The organism is Carnobacterium sp. AT7 (assembly GCF_000171855.1).
Taxonomy (GTDB): Bacteria; Bacillota; Bacilli; order Lactobacillales; family Carnobacteriaceae; genus Carnobacterium_B; species Carnobacterium_B jeotgali.
This window is the reverse complement of record NZ_ABHH01000014.1, coordinates 15,616-37,996: the sequence shown is the minus strand read 5'-3', so window position 1 is coordinate 37,996 and position 22,381 is coordinate 15,616. Positions and strand designations below refer to the sequence as shown.

The window sequence follows — 22,381 nt, the reverse complement described above, 5'->3', positions numbered from 1 at the left end:
AGTAAATGACTACAAAACATGATCAAATCATAACGTATATCGAAACTTTACCGGTAGGAGAAAAAATTTCAGTTCGGTCAATCGCCAAAAATTTAAGTGTGAGTGAAGGAACAGCATATCGAGCTATTAAAGAAGCACAAAATAACGGATTGGTCTCAACGATTCAAAGAGTTGGAACGATTCGCATTGAACGCAAAATGAAAGAAACTTTTGAAACGTTAACTTATGGAGAAGTCGTTAAAATTATTGAGGGCGACATCTTGGGTGGCGAAGAAGGATTGGATAAAGATTTAAGCAAATTTATTATCGGTGCCATGACTGAAGATGCCATGATTCGGTACATCACACCAGGATCTTTAATGATTGTAGGGAATCGCGAGAATGTACAAAAATTAGCTCTTGAACAGGGAGCAGCAGTCTTGATTACTGGTGGATTTAATACAAATGAAGAGATTACTTTGTTAGCCAATAAATTAAAAATGCCCGTGTTAAGCACAACCTACGATTCTTTTACTGTAGCGACACTGATTAATCGAGCCATTACAGATCAATTAATAAAAAAAGAAATTATGCTAGTGGATGATATTTATACGAAAGCTGATCAAACGCTTTATTTAACAGCAGATCAATTAGTATTAGATTACCGAAAGTTAAATGAAAATAGCCAACATACACGTTTTCCAGTAGTCAATAAAAAAGGCCGTTTAATTGGGATGGTTACAGCTAAAGATATTATTGGCAAGCAAGACCATGTCAATATTGAACGAGTGATGACCAAAAATCCTACATTTGCAAAAACGCATATGAGTGTGGCTAGTGTTGGACATTTGATGATTTGGGATGGTTTAGAAGTAATGCCTATTGTTGAGGATAATTTGACTCTTATGGGTATTGTTTCAAGACAAGATGTCATGAAAGCTATGCAGTCTTCTCAACGACAGCCGCAAATGGGCGATACGCTATCTGACCAAATTAATGAAAATATAGAAATCTCAACATCTTCTTCAGAAATGGATATGTCTGAAATTCCATATTATAAATTTAAAGTTACACCGCAAATGACAGATAATGTAGGAACTCTTTCATTTGGATTGTTGAGTGAAGTTATTGCTACTGTAACAAAAAATACATTAGTTGTTTTTCAAAAAAAGAATGCCATGGTTGAACAAATGAATCTATATTATTTGAAATTGGTTCAACTCGGAAGTGAAATAGAAATCAGACCACGTGTCTTTGAAATGGGCAGAAGGACTGCTAAACTGGATATTGAGGTTTATACAGATACTGTTTTAGTAGCAAAAGCGACAGTAGTCTGTCAATTAATGCAAAAAAACTAAAGGAGACAAAGAATGACTATAGAAAAATACGATCAAATACTTGTGGCAATTAAAGAGTCAAAAACAATTATTATTCATAGACATAAGAATCCAGACCCAGATGCACTTGGTTCCCAAGGTGGATTGGCTGAGATAATAAAAGCTAGTTTTCCAGCTAAAAAAGTTTTAAAAACAGGCGGTTCAGTAGGCGATTTGGCATACTTAACTACAATGGATGAGATTTCTGATGAAGATTATCAAGAAGCTTTAGTTATTGTAGCGGACACAGCTAATACACCACGCATTAGTGATGAACGTTACAAGAATGGAAAAAAATTAGTGAAAATAGATCATCATCCTAATGATGATGCTTATGGAGATATCGTTTTAGTGAATACAAATGCTAGCAGTACAAGTGAGATCATTGCAGATTTTTGTTTTTACAATAAAGACGAATTGAAAATGACAGATGAGGCTGCTAAATTATTGTATGCAGGGATTGTTGGAGATACTGGTCGGTTTTTATATCCAGCTACTACGCCTAAAACAATGCGAATTGTTGCAGATTTAATGGAGTTTTCTTTTAAACCTGATGAAATCAATCGTAAGATGACTGCGATGTCACAAAAAGTAGCACATTTATCTGGATATGTGTTACAGAATATTGCTATTGATCCTTCTGGTGTAGGAAAAGTTATTTTAACTAAAGCGATTATGGAGCAATTTGGTGTAACGGATGCTGAGACATCTGCAATCGTTTCGTTGCCTAGTTCAATTGAAGATATTGTTCTATGGGGAATATTTGTTGAACAGTCTGATGGACACTACCGGTGCCGATTAAGATCAAAAGGACCGATCATTAATGAGGTAGCTAAAAAACATGATGGTGGCGGACATCCACTAGCTAGTGGAGCCAATGCGAAAGATTTAGTGGAAGTAAATGAAATTATTGAACAATTGATTCAGGTAGCTGAACAACGCTAAGAAATTGTTTTGAGCCATTAAAAATAGATAAAAAAGAGCATAGAGTATACTGAACTCTGTGCTCTTTTTTGTTTAAAAGTAATTTATTCTAGGTCATTCATAGCAACTTGAGGTGTTTTCTTTAAAATATCAATCACTTCAAGCGTTCCATTACCAGCTTTAATGACTTTAAAGCTATGATTATTAAAAGTTAATTCTTCTCCGATAGAAATATCGTATTTTTGATTCATCATCCAGCCACCAATGGTATCGACATCTTCTTCCTCAATAGAAAGACCAAAAATATCATTTACGTCATCAATCAACATTCTAGCACTTACGCGGTAATGATGGTCACCAATTTTTTTGATTTCTGGTTCACCAACCATTTCGTAATCATCGCTAATATCGCCAACGATTTCTTCTACAATATCTTCCATTGAGATAATACCGCTAGTTCCGCCATATTCATCGACAAGAACAGCTATTTGATTGCGTTCTTTTTGCATTTTTACTAAAAGTTCTTTGATAGGAATCGTTTCAATAACCGAGATAATCGGTCTAATGTATTCCGCAAAACTAAAGGTTTCAGATAATTTTGCTTCTACAGCGTCAACATAAACAGCAAAAATCTCTTTTGTATTGATAATACCTAAGACAATATCTTTATCGCCATCTTTGATTACGGGGTATCTTGTGAAACGTTCTTTGCTGACCAATTGAGCGATTTCTCTTAGGGTCATCGAAGTTGATACAGTCACCATTTCCGTACGAGGTACCATAATTTCACGACTCATTCGATCATCAAATGCAAAGACATTCTCTACAAACTGATATTCATCACGATTGATTTCACCACTTTTTAGGCTCTCTCCCATAATGATACGTAGTTCCTCTTCAGAAACACCTTCTTCTGGCTCACTGATATTTTTCATACCGATTCGACGTGAAATACCATTTGCAATTCGGTTCAATACATAGACTAACGGATACATGATTCTGAACCATATCTGTAAAGGCTTAGCAATGAAGAGTCCAATTTGTTCAGTTTTATTGATTGCAATATTTTTAGGTACTAATTCTCCAATAATAACTTGAAGAGAAGTTAAAATGGCAAAAGATAAAACAACTGAAGCAATTGTTGAGACAGAAGGCGGAACGTCAAAAGATGAAAATATGAGGTCGAATAAACGGCCAAAAGTAGGATTTCCTAACCACCCAATTGCTAGTGAAGTTATCGTCACACCTAGTTGGGTAGCGGAGAGATAAGTATCTAATTTTTGTGTCATTTCTTTTAAAAGTATCGCGCGATTGTCACCATTTTCAATTAAGTAATCCAATCTTGATGGGCGAATACGGACGAGTACAAATTCTGACATCACAAATAATGATGCAAGAAATAGGATAATAAAGAATACAATGATTCCGGTTGTAATTGACAAATTGTTGTCTACGTTGCATAGCTTAACGTAGACTTCACCTCCTTGTAGTATAGTTTCTAATGATGCTTATCATGATGGTTTAGTATACAAAGAGCAATTTCAGTGGTCAGATAGTAAATTCCTCAGGAAGAGGGTAGATACAATGGTGAAAAAGACCCAAAGAAACAGCTATATCAAGTAAACTATTCTTTTGATGGATCAATACCCTTATTAATTTTTCTGTCCCAAGGTCTCACCTCATCTTTAAAATATAAAAAACTTGTGTCAAACAATAAAACAGCTTTTTCATTTTAACAAAGTCTTTAACTTTACTCTACATCAATATGGTAAAATGATAAAGAAAAAAGTAAGAAAACCAACTAAATTATCTAATTTCAAACGAATTGATCTATTGGCATATCCTCCTTAAGTAGGATGTGTCTTCATTATTTTTTTGATACACTAAATAAAAATAAGCTCAATTCTAAAAACTACTATTAAGGAATGAATGTGAATGAATGAATCTTCTTTTTTAACCAAGATAAAAAAAAAGCTGCTCCTACTTTGGGAATGGGCTAAACCTTATCTAATAAAGTTCCATAAAAAAAGACAACGCTTTTGGAAAAAATACAACATAACTAAAATTATTATTTTAGTTATGTTGACAATAGCTTTAGTATCTAGTGTTTATTTACTGTACTTAGCAAAAACAGCAAATGTCTCTACACTAAAAGCTGGACTAGAACAAACAACCACGATTTATGATGTCAATAACGAAGAAGCTGGAACACTTTACTCACAAAAAGGGACATTCGTTTCGGTTGATGAAATCTCTGAATCAATCGAACAAGCTGTTATCTCAACTGAAGACAAACGGTTCTACAAACATGCAGGATTCGATCCAATTGGAATTGCAAGAGCAGCAGTTGGCTATGTCGTTAATGGTGGAAATATTGTTGGTGGCGGAAGCACAATTACTCAACAATTAGCTAAAAATGCTTATTTAACACTTGACCAAACCTTTATTCGGAAATTAAAGGAACTCTTTTTAGCTATTGAAATTGAAAAAGTATATACCAAAGATGAAATACTAGAAATGTACCTTAACAACTCTTATTTTGGAAATGGAGTGTGGGGTGTAGAAGATGCTTCACAAAAATACTTTGGGAAATCTGCAGCAGATGTTAACTTATCAGAAGCAGCAACGATAGCTGGAATGTTAAAAGCACCCACAAATTATAATCCTATTGATGATTACGATAATGCTATTTCTCGGAGAAATACCGTGCTAGATTTAATGGCAACAAATGAAATTGTAACTCAAGAAGAAGTGGACACAATAAAAGTTGAAGGATTATCATTAGTAGATGCCTATTCTGAAAAGGAAGGTTATCAATATCCTTCTTATTTTGATGCAGTCGTAAATGAAGCAATCTACACATATGGTTTAAGTGAAGAAGAAGTTTTAAATAAAGGGTATAAAATTTATACTTCATTAAATCAAGATTATCAACGTGCGATGGATATAACGTATGAAAATAATTACTTGTTTCAAAATGCAGCGGATGGAACACTCCTAGAAAGCGGCTCTGTGGCACTAGATCCAAAGACAGGCGGCGTTTTTGCTATTTATGGAGGACGAAAAGAACACTCTTTTAGAGGATTTAATTATGCGACTCAAACGGTTAGACAACCGGGTTCTATTATGAAGCCCTTAGCTGTTTATACAGAAGCGTTAGAACAAGGATACAGCATTGATTCAATGCTTGTCGATGAACCTCTCTCTTATGGTAAAGATGATTATACTCCTGAAAATGTTGACCATCAATATGAAGGAGAAGTTCCAATGTACCAAGCATTGGCAGAGAGTAAAAACACATCAGCAGTGTGGCTTTTAAATGAGATTGGATTAGATAAAGGATTCAAAAAAGTTGAAGATTTTGGTATTCCTCTTGTTGAAGGTCCTGAAGGAGATGGCTATTTAGGTCTTGCATTAGGTGGTTTGAGTAAAGGTGTATCGCCACTTCAAATGGCAAGTGCGTACACAACTTTTGCTAATGAAGGTGTTATGAGTAAAGGTCATTTTATTACGAAAATTGTAGATGCAACAGGTGCAATTATTGTCGACAATACGGAACCTAAAAAGAAAAAGGTCACTACACCAGAAGTAGCAAAACAAATGACTAGTATGTTAATGGGCGTATTTTCGTATGGAACGGCACGAAACAATGATCCTGCAGGTTATACGGTTGCTGGTAAAACTGGAAGTACAGAGGTAACCTTTAATGATGAAGGTGGTACAACAGATCAATGGACAGTCGGGTATACGCCAGACATCGTGATAGCAACATGGATGGGATTTGATCCAACGGATGAAGAACATTATATGACAACAGGAAGTTCTACTGGGGTAGGTCCATTATTTAAGCTACAAATGGAGAATATTCTTCCTTATACTGAACAGACTGCTTTTAATACAGAAAGTGCTAAAGAAATCGTGACTGCAAAAGCAGAAAATGACGTGGATTCTAGCGACTGGAAACAAGGCCTAAAAGATACAGTTGATTCAATAGGTGGGAAAGTAAAAGAAGGATCAGAAATTTTGAAGGATAAATTTGGTGGGTTATTGGATAAATTTACAAACAGAGTGACTCAATAGATTTTTTTTAGTAATTTAGATGAGAATAATGGAAAAAAGATGGCTGAAATGATATAGTTACTAAGATGAGAACAAAAATTCGAATTGGAGTGTGAAATTTATAATGAGTACGAACATTTATGATACAGCTAATAGTCTAGAAAAAGAATTAAGAGATAGTCAAGAGTACATTACTTTAGTAGCAGCTTTTAATGAAGTGAAAAAAGATGAAGCAGCTAGCAAAATGTACCACGATTTCCAAGAGGTTCAAATGAAATTACAACAAAAACAAATGTCAGGTGAACAAATCACTGAAGATGAAATTGCTGAAGCTCAAAACTTAGCTCAAACTTCTGGTGAAAATGATGTTATTAAAGAATTAATGGAAGCTGAACAACGTTTAAGCATATTAATCGAAGACTTAAATCGTATCATCATGAAGCCCGTTCAAGATGTTTATCAAGGATAAGAATAGATGACTAAGAAGAACTCACTATTATAAAAGAGTAGTGAGTTCTTTTTTTCTGATAATAAAGGAACGTATGTGCCCTTGTGAAAAAGGGTCTTGTATGGAAGGAGATGAATGATTCTAATGGTAAAATTTATTCATGCAGCTGATTTGCACTTGGATAGTCCTTTTATTGGCTTGAAGAACTTGCCTGATTATATATGGAGCGCTATTTATTTATCGACATTTTCAGCCTTAACTAAAATAGTGGACCGTGCAATTCAAAATAATGTAGACTTTGTCTGTCTAGTTGGAGATATTTACGATAACGATGAAAGAAGCGTCAAAGCTCAAGCCTATTTACGAAATGAAATGGAGCGATTAAATAAATTCAACATACCTGTTTATCTATTACATGGCAATCACGATTACATAGAAAACACTGGGTTGCATTTAGATATGCCTGAGAATGTTATTTTATTTGATGAAACGGTCGAAACGAAATGGCTAACGACCAAAGAAAACGAACAAATTGCTCTTACCGGTTTTAGTTATGACAAAAGATGGGTTCTTGAAAGGAAAATTACAAATTATCCAGAAAGAAACCCTCGCGCAACGTATCATATAGGCATGTTGCATGGCTTCTCAGAAGGGTTAGAGTCAGAACATGGACATTATGCGCCGTTTACGATGGCTGAATTAAGAAGCAAAAAATACGATTATTGGGCGTTAGGTCATATTCACAAAAGACAGCACTTAGCTGAAAATCCACCAATTGTCTATCCTGGAAATACTCAAGGAAGAAGTAGCAAAGAGAGTGGAGATAAAGGGTTTGAATTAGTAACTATCACTGAATCAGGTGTAACAACTGAGTTTTGTTCCACTGCAGTTATTCAATGGAAAACAATTGAACTCTCTGTTAAAGAAATGAAGAATTTAGATACTGTATATAAAGCTTTGAAAACGGCTATAGAAGAACAACAAAATGAGTCGTACAGTCTCTTTCTTTCAATCCGTTTGACAGATAATGAGCATTTACTTGACGGAGTTATAAAAAAAATTAAGCAAGGCGAATTAGTGGAAGCTTTACAGCAAATTCCGAAAACAGACACGTTTGTCTGGGTTCACAAGATAGAGTTGCAGACGGTAGCTGAGAATCATATACCGGCTATCCAAAAGCTTTTTCCAAATGAATGGACTAAAATATTACACGAAATTGAGATGGAAAATTTATTTAATGAAACTACAAATACACTTTTTGATTTTCCTGGAATAGACGATGTTGTAGAAACACGTGAAGAACAGTACCGGAAAAAAATTGTACTAGATGCCAAAGAGATGGTCCGTAATCAACTAGGATTTGAAAGAAGTGATGACCTTGAAGATTGAATCAATTGAAATATATGGCTATGGAAAATGGGTAGACCATAAAATCGATCATATAACTAATTTGCAACTATTCTATGGAGAAAATGAAGCCGGAAAAACAACAATCATGTCCTTTATTCATAGTATCCTTTTTGGTTTTCCCTCTAAGTTAAGTTCCGAATTAAGATATGAACCTAAGAGCAGTAGTCAATATGGGGGCAGACTCTTTTTAACGGGTACACAGTATGGCGATGTTCAAATTGAACGTGTAAGAGGAAAAGCAAACGGAAATGTGACGGTAACTTTTGCCAATGGCGATACAGGTGGAGAAGAATGGCTTGAAAAAATTCTATCTGGACTTGACAAGACGACCTATCAAGCTTTATTTTCTTTTAATTTAGCTGGACTACAAAAAGTACAGCAATTAAATCGCGAAAAATTGAACCGTTATTTTTTGAGTGTAGGAACAATTGGGAATGAGCAATTATTAAAGGTTGCGGATAAATTACAAATAGAAGCAAGCAAATTATTTAAGCCTAATGGAAGAGTAACGGTCATCAATAAAAAAATGGCAGAGGTTGAAACTAAAAGAAAACAATTGAAAGTAGCTAAAGAAAAAAATAACCAGTATATGGATTGGCTGCTTGGAAAAGGTAACTTAGAAAAAGAGTTAGTTAGCTTAAGGGAACAACGAACTCATTACGAAGATAAAGTGATTAAGTTAAACCAATTGGAAGCTAACTGGGTACTGTTTAGCGAAATGCAAGATATCCAGCATCAAATAGAGAAAGAACAACTTGTCGAACTGCCTAAAGATGGATTGTATCAACTGAACCATTATAACCAAGAAATAAATCAACTAAAATTAACGATTAGTCAACAGCAAGAAAAAATGAATTACCTTAATGATAAAACTGAAGAGACACGATTACTGAAAGTTTTTAACGAACACAGAGCTGAGATTACTCAACTGATTGATCAGTTAGATGATATTCAAGCAATCTTACAAGAGACAGCATTTGTTAAAGAAACGCTCTTATCAACGCAAGTTCAATTATCACGTGAAAAGCAACATTTAGGACTCTTGGAGCAAGAAAATATACCAGCTGTAATGACTGTAGATTGTCGAAATAAAATAACTAAATTACAAGATAAAAAGAATCAAATAGATTTAGAATTAGCTCAATTAACTGAACGTATAGCATTTTTAAATTTTCAGCAGGAATCATTAGGAGATCAACTTGATAAGTTAGAAAAACGATTATGGGATAATCAAACGTATCAAGAAGTAGAAAATCAGCTAGAAAAAAGTAATCTTAACCAACGTGCGGATACTAAGGTAGCAAAGAAAATAAAAAAAGCACCAAGTAAAGGGACCATTATCAGTTTGATGGGAGGATTATTGATAAGTGTTTTAGGTCAATACCTTTCGAATGAAATTGGATGGGTTCTCATGATTGCTGGTTTTGGATTAATTGTCTACAGTTTGTGGTCAATCGTTAAGAACAATAAGGCTACGAATAAAAGAGAAGAAATCAAGGAATCTACGTACTCGTTTGAAGAATATATTCAACAAACGGAAATCCGAAAACAATGGAGAGAAAAACTTGCAGAAATTGATCAAGTGATTCTTGAATTAAATGAGAAAAGTGATCAAATTGAAGAAGCTAAGAGCCAAAATGTTGAATGGGAAAAAGAATTTCGGTTATTTAAACAGGAATATGGTTACCCTTCTCATTATTTAATAAACGAATTAATCCAAGAAACGGATATGTTTGAAGGGATAAGGGAAAAAACAGTTCATACTAATGAAATACAAGAGCACTTAATCAATTTGGAAAGAAAAATCGTATCATGGAAAGAAAAAATCAATTATTTGGAGCCAATTATTTTTGTTGATTGGACTAATAATGAACAATTAGTTGAGGCGATAAAACATTTTTTCAAGGAAGCGACAGCTGATGAAGAAAAAATCAAAGATTTTACAAAGCAGCAACAAGAAATAGACCAACGGATTGAACAGCTCATTAGGCAACAAAAAGAGTACGAGCAAAAGCGTTTACGTCTGCTCCATTCTGTTAAAGTAAAAACGGAAGATGAGTTTCGTAAGAAATATGTACTGGATGAAGAATTAGCAAGAAAAAGAGCTCGACTGAATTTATTAGAACAGCAAGTTGGTGAGTACAGTGCGCTGCTTGAAACGTACCGAGATAAAGCAGCATTATTAGAAAGTATTCAGGAAATAAAAATAAAACTGCAAAACTTGAAACAAGTAATTGAAGGTAAACTAAACAAAAAAATTGCAATAGAAGTTTCACTTAAAAACTTAGAAGTCGGTGGAGAATATTCTGAGTTGCTACAAGAATATGCAAATTTAAAAAGTGAAACACAAATTTTGGTTGATGAATGGGCCACATATAAGATTGCGGCTGAACTTATTGAACGAACATTAACAGAAGCTAGAAAAGACCGTTTTCCAGCAACTATTCGAGATACGACCTATTTCTTTACTATTTTGACACAAGGGAATTATCAAAAAGTCTTTTTAAAGGACCAGACGATTACTGTTCAACGTAAAGACGGTACTTTATTTGAAGCTTTTGAACTCTCTCAAGCGACAGCTGAACAACTTTATGTTGCTTTACGCTTTTCATTTGTGAAAAATGCGAGCGATCTAATCCAACTGCCTTTATTAGTTGATGATGGATTTGTGAATTTTGACAACCAACGAAAAAATGAGATGTATCAGCTATTACAGAAAATTAGTGAAGATATGCAAGTGTTTTATTTTACATTTGATGAATCTGTAACAGATGTTTTTCGAAAAGAGCAGATAGAAATGTTATAATAAAGAAAAGTTAGTTATAGAAAGAGGGAGTCAAATGGAAAAGAAATTATTTGAGTACACTAATGATGAAACCTTCGATATTTATTTATTAATTAAATCAGCCGATATCCGAGTTGCGAAGAATGGTAAAAAATTCATTGCTTTTACATTTCAAGACACAAGTGGTCAAATGGATGGCAAATACTGGGATGCATCAGAAGAAGATATTGCGGCTTTCACTGCTGGAAAAGTTGTAAAGGTTTCAGGGAAAAGAGAACTTTACCAAGGAAATCCTCAAATCAAACTATTTAAAATTGCTGTAACAAAATCAGGCGATCCAGATAATGCAGATTTATATGTCGAAAGAGCACCATTAAAAAAAGAAGATATGATGGAAGAAATAAATGATACTATATTTGAAATTACAAATGCTAATATGAATCGTATTGTGCGTTATTTATTAAATCATTATCAAAAACCATTCTTTCAACATCCAGCAGCCAAACGTTTTCACCATGCTTTTACTGGTGGTTTAGCTTTTCATACCATCTCAATGTTAAGAATTGCAAAGACATTAGCAGCTCAATACAAAGATATTAATAAACCTTTACTTTATGCAGGAATTATTTTGCATGATATGGGTAAAATCATTGAACTTTCTGGTCCTATTTCTACTGAATATACTTTGGAAGGGAATCTTTTAGGTCATATTGTGATAGTAGATGAAGAAATTACTAAAGCTTGTATTGCACTAAAAATTGATGAGAAAAGTGAAGATGTGCTCCTTTTAAAACATATGGTTCTGGCTCATCATGGTCAACTTGATTATGGTTCGCCAGTTCGACCAAAATTAAGAGAAGCTGAAATTTTATTTATGATCGATAATTTAGATGCAACGATTAATATGTTGAACACGGCGTTAGATAGAACCGAACCAGGTTCGTTTACAGAGAGAATTTTTGGATTAGATAATCGAACGTTCTATAATCCTAATGAACCAGAAAAAACGAGTGAAAATAAATAAAGTAAAAGAGCGCTAGGGCAATTGTCCTAGCGCTCTTTTACTTTATTGAGATTTTTTATTCGTGTACTGGATTATTCAGCAGAAGAGTCTGTAGCAGCAGATTCTTCAGTAGCAGAAGAGTCTGTAGCAGCAGATTCTTCAGTAGCAGAATCAGTAGCAGCGGGTTTTTCAGTAGTAGATTCTTTCACGGCTGATTCTTCAGTAGCAGAATCTTTAGCAGATGAATCTTTTTCAGTTCCCAAGTAAGCATCCATTGCATTAGATAAGTCTTTATCCTCAATGATGATGTTAGCATCTTTCATAATTCCGGACATAACTTTTTGAATATAAGCACTATCAGCTAACTTAGTTTGTAATAATTGGTCTTTGATTGTATCTGTTTCTTCTTTTAATGTTCCTTTTTCAGGTTTATCAATCATTTTAATGATGTGGAAACCATATTCTGTAGCAACTGGTTCAGTTGTCATTTCGCCTTCTTTTAGAGCATATGCTGCTTCTTCAAATTCAGGGACCATTTCACCAGATGAGAATGTAACTTCTCCGCCATTAGCTGCAGTAGCAGTATCTGCAGAATTTTCTTTAGCAAGTTTTGCAAAATCAGCACCATCATTTAATTGAGCGATAAGGTCTTTTGCTTTTGCTTCATCTTCTACAAGAATGTGAGCTGCTTTAACAGAAGGCACATATGCGTCATAAGCAGTTTGAATTTCTTCTTTAGTAAATTTAGTTTTATCTTTTACTGCTGCTTCAATTAAAAGATTTAAACGAATGGTGTCTTTATATTTTTCAGGGGTATAACCTTGTTGCAACATAAGGTATTCAAAAGCTTCAGCTCCACCCATAGAAGTTTCTTCAGTAGTGTATTGTTTATCTACTACTTTATCGGTAACTTTATCTCCGTATAAATCAGTTAAAACATCTTCAATGATTAATTGTTGTAACATGCTTGATCCAACAGTATCTTTCATTTCAGCATAAAACTCTTCTTCTGTAATTTTTCCTGCAGTTGAAGAGGCAACAGTGCTATCAGAACAACCTGCAATTGTAAATCCTGCTAAGATAGTAGCTGTAGCTAGTAATAATTTTTTCATTTCTTAACACATCCATTTCTTTTATTTTGCTGTAAATAAATATTTCGTAATCACAGATATAAATATACCATACTCATTTGTATAAAAAAAACTAAAATCCCATTATTTGGCTTAAAGTCAATTAAAAATCACAAAAAAAACACAAACTGATGGAATTGCGAATGATGTTCAGTTTTTACTGGTAAAGCAGATTCCCTTTTTGTTGAAGATAAAAAAAGAGAGGTTGGGACAATTGCCCAATCTCTCTTAAAATAATAGAATAAAACGACATTATTTCATGCTTTGAGTCAAATCTTCCATATCAGCTGTTAATTTTTCAGTATGTTCTTGAATACGGCGTAAACGAGGCTCGGCCTCAAATGAAAATTCATCAACCGATTCTTTCACATCTTGTGTAAATTCTTCAGCTAAGTTTTTTCCTTCATTTGTTAATTGAGCAATTGCCCCTTTTAAATCATTGACACTTTTTGAAACATCATTAACCAGTAAAGTAGTATCATCAACATAAGATTTTAGTGCAACTCTATTTTCTTTACCTGTACGTGGAGACTTAAGTAGTCCATATATTCCTCCCGCAGCAGCACCTAAAAATAAGCCGTTCATAAAGTGATTAGACATTAATATCCCTCCAATTTGCTTTTTATTGTTAACGCGATACTATCTAATTCTTCAGGTGTATAGTTCTCGGAATGGTCTCCGAAATGAATTGAAAAATCATCTTGCTCATCGTATCGTGGCAAGATATGTATATGTGAATGGAAAACAGATTGATAAGCTAATGTACCATTATTATTTATAATATTCATACCTTTAATTGCAGGATTGGATTGCTTGATTGCTTTTGCAATTGTTGGTATTTTACTGGCAACTGTAGCTGCTAAAATCTCATCTAATTCAAAAATATCGGCTACATGCTTTTTCGGGATTACTAATGTGTGACCAGGTGTAACTTGTGTAAGGTCTAAAAATGCTAATATATCGTCATCCTCATAAACTTTTCTACTGGGTATTTCATTATTTATAATTTTACAAAAAATACAATCTGCCATTTAGTATCCTTCTTTCTACTATAAAATCTTTGTATATAAGGTAATGATAATAGAGAAATAGGTTCTCTTATCTAATAAATGTATCATAAAAGCTAAAGAAAGTGAAACGGTAACACATGAAAAGAGAAAAGATTCTCATTCGTTCTTATGGTACAATAACTACATTAACTTGTGCAGAAGGGACTAAAAAAACTATGAGTTTAACAGTATCACATGTTACAGGAGGCTATAGCCAAATACCTGTATTAAAAGATGTATCTTTTGAAGTAGGAGATGGAAAATTAATTGGATTGATTGGTTTAAATGGGGCAGGAAAAAGTACGACTATAAAACATATTATTGGTCTTTTACAATCTCAAAAAGGGGAAATCAGTATTGATGGTTTGACCTTAAAGGAAGATAAAGAAACCTATCGGAAAAAATTTGGTTTCATTCCTGAAACTCCGGTTTTATATGAAGAATTAACCTTAAAAGAACATATTGAAATTACAGCAATGGCCTATGATATCCCAATTGAGATTGCTTTAGAGCGCGCTAATAAACTATTAAAAACATTTAGGTTAGAAAATAAATTAGAATGGTTTCCGGCTAATTTTTCTAAAGGAATGAAGCAAAAAGTTATGATTCTTTGCGCTTTTTTAGTAGAACCAAGTTTGTACATTATAGATGAACCTTTCTTAGGTTTAGACCCACTAGGCATTAATGCACTTTTGGAATTAATGGAAGAGATGAAAAAACAAGGTGCTTCAATTTTAATGTCCACGCATATATTAGCAACAGCTGAAAGACAATGTGATGGGTTTGTCTTATTACATGATGGCAAAGTAAAAGCTGAAGGAACATTAGAAGATTTACGAAGAACTTTTAACATGCCTAATGCAACATTGGACGAATTGTATATCCAATTAACAAAAGAAGAGGATAGTAAATGATGATAGAAATATGGAAGCAACGAGTTAAGCTGCATCAAAAGAAAATGATGAAGTACTCAAAGTATATATTCAATGATCATTTTGTAATTGTTTGTTTATTTTTAGTCGGTGCTATGGGGTATGCCTACTCAAATTATTTGAAAACAATCACTTCTTATGACGTGAAAGGCCAATTGATAGGAGTTGTTGTTTTTACAGCTACATTAGGTATTGGAAAGTTAGGAACACTTGTTCAGCCAGCTGATGCAGTGTTCCTGTTGCCTAAAGAAAAAGCTATGGCAGAATATTTTAAACAAGCAAAATGGAGAAGTCTATGGTTACCTATTTTTGCTATTGTGTTAATTATTGGTGCAATAATGCCTTTATTAGTTGCTATGTCTGGATTTGCTTTTTCAGATATGATCTATTTTATGGTGATATTAATCATTTTGAAAGAAGTAGATCTCAACGTACAAATGCTAAATTTGAAAATAAAAGAATCTAAAGAATGGGTTAAAATACAAATTATCTTATTTAGTATTTTCTTCATTGTTAATATTCTTGCTCTATTTATCAGTCCAATTGTTGGACTAGTAGCTGCTATCATTTTAACGATAAGTTACCGCTTATTACTTAATCGTAAAAATGATTATCAAACTTATCAATGGGAAAAGATGATAAAAGATGAATCGAATAGAATGAAGCGGATTTATCAGTTTATAAATTTGTTTACCGATATTCCTGCACTAAAAGGTTCTGTTAAAAGAAGAGGCTATTTAGATGCTTTTTTGAAACCGATACAAAAAAACAACAGCAATGCTTTTTACTATCTATACGCTAGAGCATTTCTAAGAGGTACTGAGTACAGCGGTTTATATGTTCGATTGTTGGTTATCGCTATGTTGCTTAGTGGCTTAGGCAATTCCTTTATGTTAAGTGCCTTTTTAACAATTGTATTTCTCTATTTAACAGGTTTTCAACTTTTACCACTTTATTTTCATTTTGATAACTTATCGTTAAATGTTCTATACCCTATAAAGCAAGATGATAAACTTCAGTCTCTTAAAAAAGTATTATTGGCATTACTGTTTGTTGAAGGTTTATTGATTACTGTTGTATCTGCTGTTCACTTGTCCATTATAGAAGTACTGGTTCTATTGACAATCAGTGTAACCTTCAACTTAGGCTTTTGCCAGTTCTATTTACCTCATCGACTAAATAGAATGATTAAATTACAGAGATAATTGAGAAAGTAAACTTATTTTTTAAATTAAAAATGCACAGTTCATTTTTTTTTGGTATGATAGAAAAAATTATTCTATTTTTAGAAAGAGGTTAAGAAATGAAAGTTATTTGGAATAATGAAATTGTTGAACGTAGTGAAGTTAAAATTGATATGGAAGATAGGGGTTACCAATTTGCAGATGGGATCTATGATGTTGTAAGAGCTTATAATGGCAAGTTTTTTACTTTAGATGAACATGTAGATCGTCTATTTTCTAGTGCTGAAAAAATTGAATTGATTTTACCTTTTACAAAAGAGGAATTGAAACAACTGTTAAGTAAATTGATTCAGGTAAATGAAATCGATACGGGTAATGTTTATATGCAATTAACTAGAGGTATTGGGATTCCAAGAAATCATTCCTATCCTGATCCTGAATTAGTTCCGCCAGTTTTTACAGCTACAACAACACTTGTTCCGCGTGATCAAATAAAAATGGATCAAGGCATGTCTGCTATTATCGTACCTGACTTACGATGGTTAAGATGTGACATTAAGTCGACCAGTTTGCTTGGTAATATTATGGCTAAACACGAAGCACATAAAAAAGGCGGAGACGAAGCAATTCTTCATCGTGATGGTGTGGTTACGGAATGTTCTTCTTCAAATGTATGGATGATCAAAAATGATGTAATTTATACTCATCCAGATGGAAATCTTGTTTTACCGGGTATTACTAAGCTAATGTTGTTAAAAGTTGCTCGAAAAGCAGGAATACCTGTTAAAGAAGAAGCGTTTACTCTTGAAAATCTAAAAGAAGCAGATGAAGTGTTTGCATCTAGTACGACTATGGAAGCTATGCCGATAACCTTTATAGACGGCAATCCCGTAGGACAAGGGAAACGAGGCTCAGGAGTCGAAAGGTTGCAACAATTGTATGTAGATGCTGTAGAAGAAGTATGTGGAAAGATAAGATAACCAATCAAAATTAAGAAGGTCAGCCAAATAATTTGTTTGGCTGCTTTTTTTTGAGAAAAATTATCGTAGAAAAAATCTGAAAATAAAAAGAAAACGTAATAAATTGCATGAATGAACTCGTATAGCAACTTTTTATAAATCCAAAGTAAGTGTATTTGTAGAAAAAGAACGTATATACGCTTGACGTAGAAAGAAAATCTATTTAAAATAGAAAGAGAACAGAAAGATAGATGTCTTTTGTGATATCTGTCCTTTTTTTGTCTAAAGTTGCAGGTAAACTAAATAAGATTTAGTACTATTGGTTTTACGGGTTGGAATTTTTTGCTATTCGAATAAGATTATTCTCACCCGTTTTGCTTTTCATGTCTGTATAGAAATGTTTCAGAATATAAAGCAAGGAATGATTTGGTATGGATTTTGAAATAGATTCTGGATGGAAGTTACATCCCGTTGGTGGTGACACTGGTCAAGCGTATATGGGTACAAGGGCGGAAGAAAAGCTTTTTTTAAAGCGAAATTCTTCACCTTTTTTAGCTGCATTATCTGTTGAAGGAATTACTCCAAGGTTAATGTGGACAAAACGTATTGGTAATGGTGATGTCCTGACGGCACAAGAATGGTTAAATGGAAGAGCTCTTACAAAAAAAGAAATGTCTTCACCAGAGGTAGCAAAACTGATTAGTCGAATACATAATTCTGCAACATTAAGAAGAATGCTTGCTCGTGTAGGCGGCGAAGTTGTTACACCTGAACAGTTAATTCAAAAATATGAAGAAAAATTATCATTAGATTTAAAAAATCATCCTTTATTATCACTTATTATTAAAAAATTAAAAGCTGAAGTAGCATTAATGAGCACAGTTGAAGCCAAAGTTTGTCATGGAGATATTTATCGCAAAAACTGGCTTTTATCAGATGAAAATCGACTTTATCTAGTTGATTGGGATTCTGCTATGTTATGTGATCCGGCTATGGATGTCAGTATGTTACTCTGTCAGTATGTCCCTGAAGATCATTGGGTAGATTGGCTAGAACATTACGACACAGAAATAACTGAAGAGTTAAAAAACCGTATTATGTGGTACGCTCTAATGAACTATTTAATTCAAACAAAACAACACCATAAGGAAACACGATTCCATGAAATGAATAAAGATATCATTATGTTACAAAGTCTTTATCAAGGGAAAAATTATTTTTTTTAACAAAAAATGAAGAATAATAAGTGTCAGTATTTATTCAAATCCTCTTCCTGTTTTTGAAGAGGATTTTTCTATGTCAAACGGAAAAAAATTAGGTAATAATAAATAGAATGGAGAATATAAATATGCGTTTAAGAAATAAACCAAATGCACCGCAAAAAATTGCTGAGTTTCCTCAGTATATACCTGAACAACCAGATAATTGGGTAGGAAAATGGCAAGAAAGATTTGGCAATGACCATCCTATTCATATTGAAGTAGGTACGGGTAAAGGGCGTTTTGTTACTGAAATGGCCAAACTACATCCAGAAATTAATTATATTGGTATTGAACTTCAAATGAGTGTAATTGTTGTGGCTTTAGACAGATTGATTGAAGAAAAATTGCCAAATCTACAGTTGTTACACGTCAACGGAGGCTCAGTAACACAATATTTTGCAGAAGGAGAAGTTGCTCAAGTTTACTTGAATTTTTCTGATCCGTGGCCGAAAACACGTCATGAAAAAAGACGGTTAACATACAAGAGCTTTTTAGAAAGTTATGAAAAAATTCTAGTATCTGAAGGTGAAATTCATTTCAAAACAGATAACCAGGGATTATTCGAATATTCTTTAGCTAGTTTCTCAAAATATGGGATGATACTTGACCAAGTTTGGCTAAATTTACATGAAAGTGATTTTGAAGGAAATGTTATGACTGAGTATGAAGAGAAATTTTCTTCTCGAGGTAGCCGCATTTATCGTGTAGTTGCAAAATTTCCTAAGAAAGAAGTTAAATAGAAATAAAAGCGTTAAACCAATTAACTTTACTTGGTTTAACGCTTTTATATTAGACACGGTATAAGTCTAAGATGCTTCCAGTGTAAGCATCCGCAATGAATTCGTATTGGATTAATTGGTCTTCTTCAAGTCTTGAAATACCTCCGTAATAAACATCCGTTTTAAGAGCAAATTTTTGTAAAGGGACTTTTTGTAATTCAATCCAAGAGCCTTCTATAGGACCTTCTTTTAAAAATAATGTTTTAACGTGTTTTAAAATAGTATCTCCATGGATAGCTTTTTTTGTAGTTAGTATTTTGTGAAGGAAATAACCACAAGTTAATCCTGCTCCAAAAAGTAATCCGCTAGCTAATAGATATGGTGTTTTTTCTTTAGTATAATAAGTCATTTAATAAACGCCCTCCCATTTCATTTGTTTTTTTTATAGTATACCACGTTTAAAAATAAATGAAATTAAAGCATTACCACTTAAACTTAGACTGAATTAAGGTATAATAGAATAAAGAAAACTTATAAGGGGGATAGATCACGTAGGTAGCAACACAAAAACTATGTGGGTATACAATAATGGAAGCTAAAACATTTGATTTGATAAAGAAGTTAACTGAAGCACAAGGAACAAGTGGATTTGAACATCGCATACGCGATATTATGCGTCAAGAAATGACTCCTTTAGTAGATGAAGTTGTGCAAGATGGACTTGGCGGAATTTTTGGAGTACGTAAAAGTAAAATTGAGAATGCACCGAAGATTATGGTAGCGGCTCATATGGATGAAGTTGGTTTTATGGTAGCAAGTATTTCTAAGCATGGTTTGTTTAGAGTAGTCCCACTAGGTGGATGGAATCCATATGTAGTATCTGCACAACGTTTCACGCTTCAAACAGCTAAAGGAGACTATCCGTGTGTTTCTTCATCTGTTCCACCTCACTTATTAAGAGGTAAAGATGGTACTGGGAGTAAATTAGATATCGCTGATATTCTATTCGATGCTGGATTCGATTCTAAAGAAGAAGCTGAAGCATATGGCGTGCGCCCAGGAGATGCTATTGTTCCATTAGTTGAAACAATTAAAATGGCGAATGGCAAGAAAATTTTAAGTAAAGCATGGGATAATCGTTATGGAACGACTGTTGTTCTTGAAGCTTTAAAAGAATTACAAGGCGAAGAATTGCCAAATACTTTGATTGCTGGAGCTAACGTTCAAGAAGAAGTTGGGTTACGTGGAGCAAAAGGTGCTGTACATCAATTCAAACCGGATTTATTCTTTGCTGTTGATTGTTCTCCAGCTGATGATTTGACTGGCGATAAAGATAAGTTTGGCCATTTAGGAGAAGGCTTCTTATTAAGAATCCAAGATCCAGGCATGATAACGTTAAAAGGAATGCGCGAGTTTTTGTTGGATACAGCTGAGACACATAATATACCTTATCAATATTTTGTTTCTAAAGGTGGGACAGATGCAGGGGCAGCTCATCAAATGAATAATGGCGTGCCAAGTGCAGTCATTGGAGTATGTGCACGATATATTCACACACATCAAACAGTCTTTCATATTGATGATTATGCTGCTGCAAAAGAAATGGTTATTCAAGTTGCACGTACCTTAGATCGCAGTACATTTGAAACAATCATGAAGAATAATTAAACGAAAAGAAAGAAGGCTACAACGTGGAGTTATTAAATACAGTTGAAGAATTTTATATAATGGTTAAAGAAAACAAACAAAAAACAATTTTCTTCTTTACAGCAGATTGGTGTGGTGATTGCCAATTTATTAAACCTGTCATGCCTGAAATTATTGAGAATCATCCTGAAATCGATTTTGTAGAAGTTGATCGTGATAAATTTATTGATTTATGTGGCGACTTGTCAATTTTTGGAATACCTAGTTTTGTGGCATTCGAAAATGGAGAAGAGACTGGGCGATTTGTAAATAAAGATCGTAAAACACAAGAAGAAATAGAGAAATTTATATCAACTCTTTAATAGATAATAAAATTGACTAATAGGAGATGTTATTATGTTAGATACACAACAATTTCAACGCATACTGATTGCCATAGACGGAAGTGAATCTTCAGAAAATGCACTTATTAATGCTATTAAAATAGCAGAAAGAAATAGTAGTGAATTGATTATTGCTCATGTGTTTGATATAAACTCTTATGCTTTAGGAATGGTAGATACTGCAGGTATAAACACGTTAGATGCAGCAGGAATAGACCTTGATAAGAATCGAATGGAAAAGCTTTTAGAAGAGTACAGTCTAAAAGCTAAAGAACATAATATAGAAAAAGTTCAAACAATTATGGTACAAGGATCACCAAAATTACTTTTAGCAAAAGATATACCTAATAAATACCATGTAGATTTAATTGTGGTTGGACAAACAGGTATGAATGTTGTTGAAAGATGGATGATGGGTAGTGTGAGTGAGCATATTATTCGCCATGCACCATGTGATGTTTTAATTGTACGAAATAAAAAACAGGATGAGGAAGTTAATAATGATTAGTATTTATAATAATGAAGGCATTGGAGATACACTTATTGTCATGCTTGACAACAGTGAATCGAAGGAACAAAATTTTGAAAAACAAAATGATGTGGTTCGAATTTTTAAAGAAGAAACAAATCAAACAGTTGGATATAACTTTTTTAATAGTTCAACTCTTATTGATCTTAAAGGAACTGGGCAAGTTATTTTAACGAATGAACAAATAAAAATTTTAAATGAATCAATTGCATCTGCAGGATTTTCTGATACTTTACTAACAGATGAGTCACCAAAATTTGTTATTGGTGAAGTGAAAGAATGTAACCCACATCCAGATTCAGATCATCTATCTATCACGCAAACTGAGATAGATAATGGAGAAATTATTCAAATCGTTTGTGGAGCTTCTAATATCGCTAAAGGCCAAAAGGTTGTAGTTGCTAAAGTAGGCGCTATGATGCCTAACGGAATGTCAATATGGGATGGTGAGTTGAGAGGCGAACCTAGTCATGGTATGATTTGTTCTGCTAAAGAATTGAATTTGAAAAACGCTTCAGAAGAAAAGGGCATTTTAGTCCTACCAGATTCTGCAACTACAGGCGAAATTTTCCAAGTAAATTAACTTAAATTATTCTCTAAAAA

The 22,381-nt window shown here is 33.5% G+C and carries 21 protein-coding genes; 16 read left to right on the top strand and 5 right to left on the bottom strand.

Annotated elements, in window-relative coordinates; all coding sequences use genetic code 11:
- Positions 1-5: 5 nt before the first annotated feature.
- Both CAT7_RS06835 and CAT7_RS06830 read left to right on the top strand, forming a co-directional pair.
- Positions 6-1,337, top strand: coding sequence for a DRTGG domain-containing protein (locus tag CAT7_RS06835; protein ID WP_007723636.1), 1,332 nt, complete (start codon positions 6-8; stop codon positions 1,335-1,337).
- A 12-nt stretch (positions 1,338-1,349) separates the two neighbouring features.
- Positions 1,350-2,300, top strand: a complete 951-nt coding sequence (locus CAT7_RS06830; RefSeq protein ID WP_007723635.1) for a DHH family phosphoesterase — start codon at positions 1,350-1,352, stop codon at positions 2,298-2,300.
- Positions 2,301-2,383: 83 nt separating this feature from the next.
- Here CAT7_RS06830 and CAT7_RS06825 read toward each other — a convergent pair whose 3' ends face one another.
- Entirely contained in the window at positions 2,384-3,721 is a 1,338-nt protein-coding gene (locus tag CAT7_RS06825) for a hemolysin family protein (RefSeq protein WP_007723633.1), read from the bottom strand.
- A 493-nt stretch (positions 3,722-4,214) separates the two neighbouring features.
- Here CAT7_RS06825 and CAT7_RS06820 point away from each other — a divergent pair, with 493 nt between their 5' ends.
- The 5 genes from CAT7_RS06820 to CAT7_RS06800 all read left to right on the top strand — a co-directional run bounded on the left by CAT7_RS06820 (position 4,215) and on the right by CAT7_RS06800 (position 12,005).
- The gene (locus CAT7_RS06820) at positions 4,215-6,359 is read left to right on the top strand and encodes a PBP1A family penicillin-binding protein (protein WP_007723632.1); all 2,145 of its coding nucleotides are present in this window, start codon (positions 4,215-4,217) and stop codon (positions 6,357-6,359) included.
- A 103-nt stretch (positions 6,360-6,462) separates the two neighbouring features.
- Positions 6,463-6,807 carry a YlbF family regulator gene (locus tag CAT7_RS06815; protein WP_007723631.1) on the top strand — a complete coding sequence of 115 codons (345 nt, stop codon included), beginning with the start codon at positions 6,463-6,465 and terminating at the stop codon, positions 6,805-6,807.
- Between the two features lie 114 nt (positions 6,808-6,921).
- A complete protein-coding gene (locus CAT7_RS06810; RefSeq protein ID WP_198008048.1) occupies positions 6,922-8,175 on the top strand; it encodes a metallophosphoesterase family protein in 1,254 nt (417 codons plus the stop codon).
- Positions 8,159-11,002, top strand: a complete 2,844-nt coding sequence (locus CAT7_RS06805) for an ATP-binding protein (protein ID WP_007723629.1) — start codon at positions 8,159-8,161, stop codon at positions 11,000-11,002. The genes CAT7_RS06810 and CAT7_RS06805 overlap by 17 nt, the downstream gene beginning before the upstream one ends.
- 34 nt (positions 11,003-11,036) lie before the next feature.
- Positions 11,037-12,005, top strand: coding sequence for a 3'-5' exoribonuclease YhaM family protein (locus CAT7_RS06800; RefSeq protein WP_007723624.1), 969 nt, complete (start codon positions 11,037-11,039; stop codon positions 12,003-12,005).
- Positions 12,006-12,076: 71 nt separating this feature from the next.
- Here the strand turns inward: CAT7_RS06800 and CAT7_RS06795 are convergent, their stop codons facing one another.
- The 3 genes from CAT7_RS06795 to CAT7_RS06785 all read right to left on the bottom strand — a co-directional run bounded on the left by CAT7_RS06795 (position 12,077) and on the right by CAT7_RS06785 (position 14,145).
- Positions 12,077-13,096: a peptidylprolyl isomerase gene (locus CAT7_RS06795; RefSeq protein WP_007723623.1), complete on the bottom strand. Its 1,020-nt coding sequence runs from the start codon at positions 13,094-13,096 to the stop codon at positions 12,077-12,079.
- A gap of 270 nt (positions 13,097-13,366) precedes the next feature.
- Positions 13,367-13,714, bottom strand: a complete 348-nt coding sequence (locus CAT7_RS06790; protein WP_007723622.1) for a YtxH domain-containing protein — start codon at positions 13,712-13,714, stop codon at positions 13,367-13,369.
- Positions 13,714-14,145: an HIT family protein gene (locus CAT7_RS06785; protein ID WP_007723621.1), complete on the bottom strand. Its 432-nt coding sequence runs from the start codon at positions 14,143-14,145 to the stop codon at positions 13,714-13,716. The genes CAT7_RS06790 and CAT7_RS06785 overlap by 1 nt, the downstream gene beginning before the upstream one ends.
- Before the next feature lie 194 nt (positions 14,146-14,339).
- On the opposite strand from CAT7_RS06785, the gene CAT7_RS06780 reads away from it, so the two are divergent.
- From CAT7_RS06780 to trmB, 5 genes are all read left to right on the top strand, one after another.
- Complete coding sequence (locus CAT7_RS06780; protein WP_007723620.1) at positions 14,340-15,077, top strand: ABC transporter ATP-binding protein; 738 nt, start codon at positions 14,340-14,342, stop codon at positions 15,075-15,077.
- The gene (locus CAT7_RS06775) at positions 15,074-16,300 is read left to right on the top strand and encodes an ABC transporter permease (RefSeq protein WP_007723619.1); all 1,227 of its coding nucleotides are present in this window, start codon (positions 15,074-15,076) and stop codon (positions 16,298-16,300) included. Before CAT7_RS06780 ends, CAT7_RS06775 begins: the two co-directional genes overlap by 4 nt.
- A gap of 98 nt (positions 16,301-16,398) precedes the next feature.
- Positions 16,399-17,259, top strand: coding sequence for a D-amino-acid transaminase (dat, locus tag CAT7_RS06770; protein ID WP_007723617.1), 861 nt, complete (start codon positions 16,399-16,401; stop codon positions 17,257-17,259).
- A 410-nt stretch (positions 17,260-17,669) separates the two neighbouring features.
- Positions 17,670-18,464: a phosphotransferase family protein gene (locus CAT7_RS06765; protein WP_007723615.1), complete on the top strand. Its 795-nt coding sequence runs from the start codon at positions 17,670-17,672 to the stop codon at positions 18,462-18,464.
- A gap of 122 nt (positions 18,465-18,586) precedes the next feature.
- The gene (gene trmB / locus CAT7_RS06760; RefSeq protein ID WP_007723613.1) at positions 18,587-19,240 is read left to right on the top strand and encodes a tRNA (guanosine(46)-N7)-methyltransferase TrmB; all 654 of its coding nucleotides are present in this window, start codon (positions 18,587-18,589) and stop codon (positions 19,238-19,240) included.
- A gap of 49 nt (positions 19,241-19,289) precedes the next feature.
- Here trmB and CAT7_RS06755 read toward each other — a convergent pair whose 3' ends face one another.
- Positions 19,290-19,628, bottom strand: a complete 339-nt coding sequence (locus CAT7_RS06755) for a PepSY domain-containing protein (protein WP_007723611.1) — start codon at positions 19,626-19,628, stop codon at positions 19,290-19,292.
- A gap of 179 nt (positions 19,629-19,807) precedes the next feature.
- Between CAT7_RS06755 and pepA the strand changes: the two genes are divergently transcribed.
- Genes pepA through ytpR form a run of 4 tightly spaced genes read left to right on the top strand, consistent with a single transcriptional unit; the run spans position 19,808 to position 22,361 of the window.
- Positions 19,808-20,887, top strand: coding sequence for a glutamyl aminopeptidase (gene pepA / locus CAT7_RS06750; RefSeq protein ID WP_007723609.1), 1,080 nt, complete (start codon positions 19,808-19,810; stop codon positions 20,885-20,887).
- Between the two features lie 23 nt (positions 20,888-20,910).
- A complete protein-coding gene (locus CAT7_RS06745; RefSeq protein WP_007723608.1) occupies positions 20,911-21,228 on the top strand; it encodes a thioredoxin family protein in 318 nt (105 codons plus the stop codon).
- A gap of 34 nt (positions 21,229-21,262) precedes the next feature.
- Positions 21,263-21,757 carry a universal stress protein gene (locus CAT7_RS06740; protein ID WP_007723599.1) on the top strand — a complete coding sequence of 165 codons (495 nt, stop codon included), beginning with the start codon at positions 21,263-21,265 and terminating at the stop codon, positions 21,755-21,757.
- Positions 21,750-22,361 (top strand): YtpR family tRNA-binding protein, encoded by a 612-nt coding sequence (gene ytpR / locus CAT7_RS06735; protein ID WP_007723596.1) that lies wholly within the window; start codon positions 21,750-21,752, stop codon positions 22,359-22,361. Before CAT7_RS06740 ends, ytpR begins: the two co-directional genes overlap by 8 nt.
- Positions 22,362-22,381: the final 20 nt, after the last annotated feature.

Bases quoted from the DNA above. Each gene is read 5' to 3' on its own strand.
- CAT7_RS06780 (WP_007723620.1), top strand. From the start codon at position 14,340: ATGAGTTTAACAGTATCACATGTTACAGGAGGCTATAGCCAAATACCT.
- CAT7_RS06775 (WP_007723619.1), top strand. From the start codon at position 15,074: ATGATGATAGAAATATGGAAGCAACGAGTTAAGCTGCATCAAAAGAAA.
- pepA (WP_007723609.1), top strand. From the start codon at position 19,808: ATGGAAGCTAAAACATTTGATTTGATAAAGAAGTTAACTGAAGCACAA.
- CAT7_RS06810 (WP_198008048.1), top strand. From the start codon at position 6,922: ATGATTCTAATGGTAAAATTTATTCATGCAGCTGATTTGCACTTGGAT.
- CAT7_RS06830 (WP_007723635.1), top strand. From the start codon at position 1,350: ATGACTATAGAAAAATACGATCAAATACTTGTGGCAATTAAAGAGTCA.
- ytpR (WP_007723596.1), top strand. From the start codon at position 21,750: ATGATTAGTATTTATAATAATGAAGGCATTGGAGATACACTTATTGTC.
- dat (WP_007723617.1), top strand. From the start codon at position 16,399: ATGAAAGTTATTTGGAATAATGAAATTGTTGAACGTAGTGAAGTTAAA.
- trmB (WP_007723613.1), top strand. From the start codon at position 18,587: ATGCGTTTAAGAAATAAACCAAATGCACCGCAAAAAATTGCTGAGTTT.
- CAT7_RS06790 (WP_007723622.1), bottom strand. From the start codon at position 13,714: ATGTCTAATCACTTTATGAACGGCTTATTTTTAGGTGCTGCTGCGGGA.
- CAT7_RS06795 (WP_007723623.1), bottom strand. From the start codon at position 13,096: ATGAAAAAATTATTACTAGCTACAGCTACTATCTTAGCAGGATTTACA.
- CAT7_RS06835 (WP_007723636.1), top strand. From the start codon at position 6: ATGACTACAAAACATGATCAAATCATAACGTATATCGAAACTTTACCG.
- CAT7_RS06740 (WP_007723599.1), top strand. From the start codon at position 21,263: ATGTTAGATACACAACAATTTCAACGCATACTGATTGCCATAGACGGA.
- CAT7_RS06815 (WP_007723631.1), top strand. From the start codon at position 6,463: ATGAGTACGAACATTTATGATACAGCTAATAGTCTAGAAAAAGAATTA.
- CAT7_RS06800 (WP_007723624.1), top strand. From the start codon at position 11,037: ATGGAAAAGAAATTATTTGAGTACACTAATGATGAAACCTTCGATATT.
- CAT7_RS06785 (WP_007723621.1), bottom strand. From the start codon at position 14,145: ATGGCAGATTGTATTTTTTGTAAAATTATAAATAATGAAATACCCAGT.
- CAT7_RS06820 (WP_007723632.1), top strand. From the start codon at position 4,215: ATGAATGAATCTTCTTTTTTAACCAAGATAAAAAAAAAGCTGCTCCTA.
- CAT7_RS06755 (WP_007723611.1), bottom strand. From the start codon at position 19,628: ATGACTTATTATACTAAAGAAAAAACACCATATCTATTAGCTAGCGGA.
- CAT7_RS06805 (WP_007723629.1), top strand. From the start codon at position 8,159: ATGACCTTGAAGATTGAATCAATTGAAATATATGGCTATGGAAAATGG.
- CAT7_RS06765 (WP_007723615.1), top strand. From the start codon at position 17,670: ATGGATTTTGAAATAGATTCTGGATGGAAGTTACATCCCGTTGGTGGT.